This is a genomic window from Acidovorax sp., assembly GCF_046339755.1.
Taxonomy (GTDB): Bacteria; Pseudomonadota; Gammaproteobacteria; order Burkholderiales; family Burkholderiaceae_C; genus Acidovorax.
In genome coordinates this window covers 1-8,149 of record NZ_JBKDTZ010000098.1, presented here as the reverse complement: position 1 = coordinate 8,149, position 8,149 = coordinate 1, and the positions used below count along the sequence as shown (strand labels likewise).

Sequence of the window (8,149 nt, the reverse complement as noted above, 5' to 3'; positions counted from 1 at the left end):
GCCGTTGCGAAGAATGGGCCGTCTGGCAGCCCGCCCCCACCCCTTTCGGCCGGGGCCGTGACGCGCCGGGCCTGGGGTGAGCGCGTGCCGAAGGACACGCGCATCGTTGTCTAGCTTGCCGCAGCTGTTTGAGCGAAGTTCGAAGAACGCAGCGAGTTCTGCGGCACCACCCCAGGCCCGAGCATCGCAGGTTGCCCCCGTTCGCCCGACAGGGCGTACGGGGGACGCAGACTGGGGGTCGCCTTCTCTTTGGTGACTTTCTCTTGGCGACTCAAGAGAAAGTTACTGCGCCGCCGGGCGCACACCCCGGCCTCCGCCCTCAACCCAAAAACAGAAGCAACCACAACCAACAATCAAGGCCTCAACAAAGCAGCAAACTCCAAAGCCGCCCGACTCCGAGAAGCCCGCTTGCGCCACAAAATCCCCGCATGCCGCACCATCCCAGGCGAATGCAGATTGATGGCATGCAGGTCGGCCGCCTGCAGGGCAGCACGTTCAGGCGCAATGCTCGCCAGATCCCCCCACCGGCACACATCGAGCAAGCCCTCCACCGACTCCATCTCCACCCGCACCACCGGCACCACCCCCACAGCCCGCAGGTTGTCATCGATGAGACGGCGGGTAGTGAACGCCCGCGGCAACATGGCCAAAGGCACGCCAGCCAAATCCTTCAACGCCAGAGTCCGGCGACGAGCCAATGGGTGCGCCCCGTTCACCACCAACTGCAGCCGCTCCTCGAACAGCGGCTCGGTCTCGATCTCCTCGCGTTCGGTGGGGTAGAAGGCGATGCCCACATCCAGTTGCCCCTCCACCAACAGCTCCTCGATGGGCCCGGCCCGCAAGTCACGCACCACCACGTTGACGCGCGGGTACGCGCTGCTGAACGCGGCCACTGCGGCAGGCACCAGGGTGTGCAAAAAGGTCGGGATCACCCCCACGGTGAGCGAGCCCGACTCCAGCGCCCCCATGTCGGCCAGGGCCATGCGCCCGGCCTCGATCTCCTGCAGGGCCCGCGCGGCGTAGGTGCGAAAGGCCACCCCCGCCTGCGACAGCTTGAGCCCGCGGCCCAAGCGGTCGAACAGGGCCACGCCCAGCTCCTGCTCCAGCTGGCGCAGGCCGTGCGACAGCGTGGACTGGGTGACGAACAGGTTCTGCGCCGACTGCGTCAGGTGCTCGGTGCGCGCGATGTCGAGGAAATAGCGGAGCTGGCGGATTTCCATGAAAGCATTCTGGGGGTAGCAGCAAACCCATCGATGATATCGAACGATGCGTTGCAAATGAATCATTGGATTTGCCGGCAGGCAGAAACTAACCTTCGCCTTGATTGATTGAACCGTTTCCCGCTTACCGACCGAAGGCCTGCCCCATGACCAACCACCCCGGTGGTTTCACCATCGAGCGCATCGAAGCGCGCATCCTGGACATCCCCACCATCCGCCCGCACAAGCTCTCGTTCGGCGCCATCAGCCGCCAGAGCCCGGTCATCGTGCAGCTGTGGCTGGCCGACGGGGCCTGCGGCTTCGGCGAGGCGGCCACCATTGGCGGCCCTTCGTGGAATGAAGAGTCGCCCGAGAGCATCCAGCACGCCATCACCCAGTACCTGGCGCCCGCCCTGCGCGGCCAGGGCGCGGGCGGCTTCGAGGCCGCGCTGGCGCGCATGGACAAGGCCTGCAAGGGCAATGCCTTTGCCAAGAGCGCCGTGGAAATGGCCCTGATAGATGCCGTAAGCCGAACGCTGGGCCTGCCGGCCTGGCAACTGCTGGGCGGCAAGGTGCACGCCAGCCTGCCCTTGGCCTGGACCCTGGCCAGCGGCAATGTGGAGCGCGACCTGCAGGAGGCCCAGCTGCGCCTGGAGCAACGCCGCCACCATATCTTCAAGATGAAGATCGGCGCCAACGCCCCGGCCGACGATGTGGCCCACGTGACCCAGATCGCCCGGGGCCTGGCGGGCCGTGCCACGCTGACGGTGGACGTGAACCAGGCCTGGGACGGCAACACCGCGCGCCGCTACCTGCCGCAGTTGGTGGAGGCCGGCGTGACACTGATCGAGCAGCCCGTCGCCCACTGGAATGTGGAGGCCCTGAAAGAGCTGACCGCCACGCTGGGCCGCGACGCCCTCATCATGGCCGACGAGACCGTGTGCACCCCGCAGGACGCCATGGCGCTGGCGCGCGGCCAGGCCTGCCATGTGTTCTCGCTCAAGGTGGCCAAGCACGGCGGCCTGCTGCGCACGCGCAAGGTGGCGGCGATCGCCGAGGCGGCCGACATCGGCTGGTATGGCGGCACCATGCTGGAGACCTCGCTGGGCAGTGCCGCGTCGGCCCACGTGTTCTCCACCCTGGGCAGCCAGCACCATGGCTGCGAGCTGTTCGGCCCGCAATTGCTGGTGGATGACATTGTGGAGAACCAGATGCCCATCACCGACTTCGCCCTGCAGTTGCCCGATGGCCCGGGCTTCGGGGTGGAGGTCTCGCTCGCACAGCTCGACCGCTTCGACCGCGCACTCGCAGGCAAGGCGCCCCTGCACATCGACCTGGGCCGCCAGGCCACCACCGTTTAAGCAAGCAAACAAGGAGACCCCCACATGCTGTTCCTCGTCCGCATGGATGTGCACATCCCCCACGACCTGCCCACCGAGCAGGCCAACGAGATCAAGGCCCGCGAAAAGGCCTACTCCCAGGAGCTGCAGCGCGACGGCCGCTGGCCCCATATCTGGCGCGTGGTGGGCGAGTACGCCAACTACAGCGTCTTCGACGTGGCCTCGAACGACGAGCTGCACCAGCTGCTGCAGGGACTGCCGCTGTTCACGTTCATGAAGATCTCCGTGACGCCACTGGCCAAGCACCCCTCGGCCATCTGACCGCAATCCCCAAGAAGAGTACCGGAGACAAGACGAATGAATCGACAAACCCTGTTGGCCCTGCTGGCCGCAACCACCGCGCTGGCGATGCTGCCCACGGCGCATGCCCAGACTAGCGGCGCCAACTGGCCGAACAAGCCCATCCGCTGGGTCGTGCCCTTCCCGCCCGGCGGTGCCATGGACGCGATCGCCCGCACCCTGGGCGAGAAAGCCGGCCAGGCGCTGGGCCAGCCCTTCGTGATCGAGAACAAGGCCGGTGCGGGCGGCAACATCGGTGCCGAGTTCGTGTCCAAGCAGCCGGCCGATGGCTACACGCTGATGATCACGTCCATCGGCATGGCCACCAACAAGCCGCTGTACGGCAAGCTCTCCTACGACCCCATCAAGGACTTCGCGCCCGTGAGCCTGCTGGCCGTGGTGCCCAACGTACTGGTGACCAATGCCACCCAGCCCGACGTGAAGACCGCCGCCGACGTGATCGCCGCCGCGCGCAAGGCGCCGGGTAAGCTCACCTACGGCTCTGCCGGCAACGGCACGTCCATCCACCTGGCGGGAGAGGTGTTCAACTCGCTCGCGCAGATCGACATGCTGCACATCCCCTACAAGGGCAGCGGCCCAGCCGTGGCCGACCTGCTGGGCGGGCAGATCAACTACATGTTCGACAGCATCACCTCGGCGCGGCCGCATATCCAGTCGGGCAAGCTGCGCGCGCTGGGCGTGACCACGGCCAAGCGCTCGGCCACCCTGCCCAATGTGCCCACGCTGGCCGAGGCGGGCCTGCCGGGCTACGAGGTCTCGCCCTGGTTCGCGGTGTTCATGCCGGCCGGCACGCCCGCGCCCATCGTCAACAAGCTCAACGCCGCGCTGCGCGATGCGATGAAGCAGCCCGATGTGGTGGCCCGCTTCGAGACCATCGGCGCCGAGCCCGTGGGCTCCACGCCTGCTGAACTGGCCACCCACCTGGCACGCGAGTCGGAGCGCTGGGCGAAATTGATCGCCGAACGCCACATCAGGCTCGACTGAGCAACACCCCGGCAATTCTTTCCCACGAACCACCCCACAGAGGAGACAAGAACATGGCAGAACTCACCCAGGCCCAGTTGCTCGCACTGGTCAACACGAAGAAGATCGCCCCCGGCAACCCGCGCGTGCGCCAGCTCACCGAGCGCATCGTCACCGACCTGTTCAAGACCATCGACGAGCTCGACGTGACCCCCGACGAGTTCTGGGCCGCCACCGCCTGGCTCACGCGCCTGGGTGCTGCGGGGCAGACCGGCCTGATCACGGCGGGCCTGGGCTTTGACCGCCTGCTCGACATCCGCGCCGACGAGGCAGACCAGAAGGCCGGCCGCGAAGGCGGCACGCCCCGCGCCATCGAAGGGCCTCTGTTCGTTGCCGGTGCACCGACTTCCAAGGTAGAGGTGCGGGTGGACGAAGGCGAGCCCAAGGGCGAGATCTTCATCATGGAAGGCCAGGTGCTGGACCTCGATGGCCACCCTGTGCCGCATGCCATGGTCGATGTGTGGCATGCCAATGAGAAAGGCGGCTACTCGCACTTCTTTCCGGGCATGCAGCCCTATGAATTGCGCCGGCGCATCGAGACCGATGCCAAGGGCTTCTACCGCTTTCGCAGCTTTTTGCCACCGGGCTATGCGATCCCACCGACCGGGCCGGTGGCCGAGCTGTTCGCCGCCCTGGGCCGCCATGGCCAACGCCCGGCGCACATCCACTTCCTGGTCACTGCGCCCGGCATGCGCACGCTGACCACGCAGGTGAACATTCCGGGCGACAGCTATATCGATGATGACTTCGCTTTCGCCACGCGCGATGGGTTGATTGTTTCGCTGGAGCGCAATGTGGCGCCCCAGGGCTATGAGTCCCTGGGCATCACGGCACCGTTCACGCGCTCGGTGTTCAACTTCGTGCTGCCCAAGGCCGCCAGCGAAGACGAGGCCCTGCCGCTCACCCGCATGGAGCGCGTGGCCACACCGGGCTGATACGCACCCGCCCCAAGGCCAAGCTGCCCTCACCCGGGCGGCTTTTTGCGTTGGCGCCGACCTATGCAGACCCTGCCCCGCTGCAGGAAAAACCCCGTGGCGCCCGCCGGCGTGATGGCGCACCATACTTGCACCATCCGCCCCCGTGCAGCCCGGCTGCTGCAAGGCGGAATGCTGGAGACCCCCTTGGCCAATCCTCTCTCGCTGCTGCGTTTCAACGCCGACACCGGCCATATCTGGCTTGACGAGCAGCGCATGCTGCTTCTCCATGCCCGCGCGCTGGCGGCGCTGCGCAAGGAACTGTTCGACTCCCTGGGCGTGGAGCGCGCACGCGGCCTGCTCATCCGCATGGGCTTTGCCTCGGGCCAGCGCGATGGCGAGCTGGCCGTCAAGCAGCGGCGCGCCGGCCTCAAGACGCACGATGCCTTTCTGCTCGGCCCGCAGCTGCATTCCATCGAAGGCGTGGTGTCGGTCGAAAAGGTGCAGCTCGACATCAACCTCGCGCAGGGCCATTTCTATGGCGAGTTCCTGTGGACCAACTCCTGGGAGGACGAGGTCAACATCAGCGATTTTGGCTTTGGCGACGACCCGGCCTGCTGGACGCAAATCGGCTACGCCTCGGGCTACACCAGCACCTTCATGGGCCAGCTCGTGGTCTACAAGGAGGTGGAATGCCGCAGCCAGGGCGATGCGCTGTGCCGCATCGTCGGCCAGGTGGCCGAGCGCTGGAACGACGATGCCTATGTGGCCTACTTCCAGCCCCAGCCCTTTGCCGCGCAGCTCATCGACTACCAGATCGGCCTGGACCAGCTGCGCAGCGTGCAGGCGCGCCGGCGCTACGACAGCAAGCTGGTGGGCGTGTCGCCCGGCTTTCGCGAGGCCTTCGAACTGCTCAGCCGCGCGGCGGACAACGCCATCACCGTGCTGCTGCTGGGCGAGACCGGCGTGGGCAAGGAGGTCTTTGCGCGCTGGCTGCACGAGAACGGGCCGCGCGCCAAGGGGCCGTTCATCGCCGTGAACTGCGCAGCCATACCGCACGAGCTGATCGAGGCCGAGCTCTTCGGCGTGGAGAAAGGCGCCTACACCGGCGCCCACCTGGCGCGGGCCGGGCGCTTCGAGCGGGCGCACGGCGGCACGCTGTTCCTCGACGAGATCGGCGACTTGCCGCTGGCCGCGCAGGTCAAACTGCTGCGCGCCCTGCAGACCGGCGAGGTGGAGCGCCTGGGCGCCGAGAACAGCACGCCCTTCGACGTGCGCATCGTCGCCGCCACCAATGTCAACCTGCAGCAGGCCATGCAGTCCGGGCGCTTCCGAGCCGACCTGTTCTACCGCCTGAACACCTTTCCCATCACCATACCGCCGCTGCGCGAGCGCACGGCCGACATACCCGCCCTGGTGGACCGCTTCGTGGAGCGCTATGGCGAGCTGTACCGCAAGAAGGTGCTGGGCCTGACCGACAAGGCCATGCGCGCGGTGCTGGGCCACCCATGGCCGGGCAACATCCGCGAGCTGGAGAACGTGATGGAACGCGCCGTGCTGCTGGCACCGGACAACGGCTTCATCGAGGCCTCGCACCTGTCGGGCGTGGCGCCCCCAGCCCAGGGCGGGCAGCTCGACGGGCGCGGTGCAGTGACACGCGGCGCGCCCAGCGATGCCATCGACGGCATCTGCACCGAGGTGCTGGACCGCAACGTGGACCTGGCCCAGCTGGAGCAGCGCCTACTGCAGACGGCCTTGCAGCGTGCGGGCGGCAACCTCTCGCAGGCGGCGCGCCTGCTGGGCATCACGCGGCCGCAGTTGGCCTACCGCCTCAAGAAAGAAGGCGTTCCCACGGCCTGAACCGGCGCGGAGCCCCGCCGCGCCCATCCCTGTTGCCTCCTCCCCACAGCCCCTCACCGGGGCCGCAGCGCATGGCCGGCCCACGCCCGTGCGCCACTTCACCATTTGATCAAGCTGCACCGCAGCATTTGATGATTTCAGGCTTCAGGAAAACCCTGGCAACGGGGTGACTGCAAGGGGCCAACCCATGCAAATCAAGGGCTTGCGCGCGCTGGCACAGCGATTGCCCTTTCTACACCGCCCGGGCCCCTGGCCCCCCTTCGATTGGTGTAGTGAACAAATGACCCAAACCCACGGCATGACCCCACCGGCATCGGCCAGCGAGATGAGCGGCCTGCCCTGCTATGTGCGGGTGACCGGCACGCTGGAGCAGCGCTTCGTCGCGTTCGAGTTCGCCATCGGCGACCCCGAGCTGGCGGTGGAGCTGGTCCTGCTGTTCGACCAGTTCCACGCCTTCTGCGCACAGCACCAGGCCATCCACCTCGATGCCGAAGAGGGCGCGCGGCTGGACTACGAGCGCCTGAAATGGCGCTTCGGCGCGCCCGGCATCGACCACTGACTCAGATCCCCACCCACAACCACAGCACCAGGAGACAACACGATGCATGTCGACATCCAGACCACCAGCGTCAAGCCGATCAGGCAGACCTTCTCATTCATTGCGCGCCGCCTGGGCGCGGACAAGCCCGCGTCGCGCTACCAGGAGGCGACCATCGACATGCAACCGGAGGTGAACTTCCACTACCGGCCGCTGTGGGAGCCCGAGCGCGCGCTGTACGACAAGCGCCGCACGGCCATCGTGATGCAGGACTGGTACGCCTTCAAGGACCCGCGCCACTTCTACTACGGCGTGTACGTGATGGCCCGCGCCAAGCAGCAGGACGCGACCGACCGGCAGTACGAGTTCGTGGAAAAGCGCCAGCTGCTCGGCCAGCTCGACGCGGCCACGCGCCAGCGCATCCAGTGCGCGCTGGTGCCGCTGCGCCACTACGAGTGGGGCGCCAACATGAACAACTGCTTCATCACCGCCTACGGCTGGGGCGCAGCGATCACGCAGGCCACCCAATTCGCCACCATGGACCGCCTGGGCATCGCCCAGTACCTCACGCGGGTGGGGTTGATGCTGGACACCAACGGCGAGGCCGCCCTCGACCAGGCCAAGGAGGACTGGCTGCATGCCCCCGCCTGGCAGGGCGTGCGCCGCCTGATGGAGAACCTGTTCGTCACCAAGGACTGGTTCGAGGTGTTCGTGGCGCAGAACCTGGTGTTCGACGGCGTGCTGTACCCGCTGGTCTACCGCCACCTGGAGGCGGACCTGAACCCGGGCACCGGCAACGCCCTGTCGATGCTGACCGGCGTCATGAACGACAGGTACGACGAGACCACCCGCGGGGTGGACGCCACCGTGAAGACCGCCGCCGAGGAATCGCCGCCCAACGCAGCGCACCGCACC

8 protein-coding genes are annotated in these 8,149 nt (G+C 67.1%); 7 read left to right on the top strand and 1 reads right to left on the bottom strand.

What is annotated here, in order from left to right; translation table 11 throughout:
- Nucleotides 1-353: 353 nt before the first annotated feature.
- Nucleotides 354-1,220: a LysR substrate-binding domain-containing protein gene (locus ACK59X_RS07840; protein WP_409956325.1), complete on the bottom strand. Its 867-nt coding sequence runs from the start codon at nucleotides 1,218-1,220 to the stop codon at nucleotides 354-356.
- A 146-nt stretch (nucleotides 1,221-1,366) separates the two neighbouring features.
- Between ACK59X_RS07840 and ACK59X_RS07835 the strand changes: the two genes are divergently transcribed.
- From ACK59X_RS07835 to ACK59X_RS07805, 7 genes are all read left to right on the top strand, one after another.
- Entirely contained in the window at nucleotides 1,367-2,560 is a 1,194-nt protein-coding gene (locus tag ACK59X_RS07835) for a muconate cycloisomerase family protein (RefSeq protein ID WP_409956324.1), read from the top strand.
- A 24-nt stretch (nucleotides 2,561-2,584) separates the two neighbouring features.
- Entirely contained in the window at nucleotides 2,585-2,860 is a 276-nt protein-coding gene (catC, locus tag ACK59X_RS07830; protein WP_409956323.1) for a muconolactone Delta-isomerase, read from the top strand.
- Nucleotides 2,861-2,896: 36 nt separating this feature from the next.
- Nucleotides 2,897-3,883: a tripartite tricarboxylate transporter substrate binding protein gene (locus ACK59X_RS07825; protein WP_409956322.1), complete on the top strand. Its 987-nt coding sequence runs from the start codon at nucleotides 2,897-2,899 to the stop codon at nucleotides 3,881-3,883.
- Between the two features lie 53 nt (nucleotides 3,884-3,936).
- Nucleotides 3,937-4,857: a dioxygenase gene (locus ACK59X_RS07820; RefSeq protein WP_409956321.1), complete on the top strand. Its 921-nt coding sequence runs from the start codon at nucleotides 3,937-3,939 to the stop codon at nucleotides 4,855-4,857.
- Between the two features lie 171 nt (nucleotides 4,858-5,028).
- A complete protein-coding gene (locus ACK59X_RS07815; RefSeq protein ID WP_409956326.1) occupies nucleotides 5,029-6,696 on the top strand; it encodes a sigma 54-interacting transcriptional regulator in 1,668 nt (555 codons plus the stop codon).
- 280 nt (nucleotides 6,697-6,976) lie between these two features.
- Nucleotides 6,977-7,255 carry a phenol hydroxylase subunit gene (locus ACK59X_RS07810; RefSeq protein WP_322593196.1) on the top strand — a complete coding sequence of 93 codons (279 nt, stop codon included), beginning with the start codon at nucleotides 6,977-6,979 and terminating at the stop codon, nucleotides 7,253-7,255.
- A 42-nt stretch (nucleotides 7,256-7,297) separates the two neighbouring features.
- Nucleotides 7,298-8,149, top strand: an 852-nt coding sequence (locus ACK59X_RS07805) for an aromatic/alkene monooxygenase hydroxylase subunit beta (protein ID WP_409956320.1), incomplete at its 3' end; no start/stop codon positions are given.

What these genes read in the sequence shown, in the direction of transcription:
- ACK59X_RS07825 (WP_409956322.1), top strand. Translation starts at nt 2,897, where the DNA reads ATGAATCGACAAACCCTGTTGGCCCTGCTGGCCGCAACCACCGCGCTG.
- catC (WP_409956323.1), top strand. Translation starts at nt 2,585, where the DNA reads ATGCTGTTCCTCGTCCGCATGGATGTGCACATCCCCCACGACCTGCCC.
- ACK59X_RS07835 (WP_409956324.1), top strand. Translation starts at nt 1,367, where the DNA reads ATGACCAACCACCCCGGTGGTTTCACCATCGAGCGCATCGAAGCGCGC.
- ACK59X_RS07815 (WP_409956326.1), top strand. Translation starts at nt 5,029, where the DNA reads ATGCTGGAGACCCCCTTGGCCAATCCTCTCTCGCTGCTGCGTTTCAAC.
- ACK59X_RS07810 (WP_322593196.1), top strand. Translation starts at nt 6,977, where the DNA reads ATGACCCAAACCCACGGCATGACCCCACCGGCATCGGCCAGCGAGATG.
- ACK59X_RS07820 (WP_409956321.1), top strand. Translation starts at nt 3,937, where the DNA reads ATGGCAGAACTCACCCAGGCCCAGTTGCTCGCACTGGTCAACACGAAG.
- ACK59X_RS07840 (WP_409956325.1), bottom strand. Translation starts at nt 1,220, where the DNA reads ATGGAAATCCGCCAGCTCCGCTATTTCCTCGACATCGCGCGCACCGAG.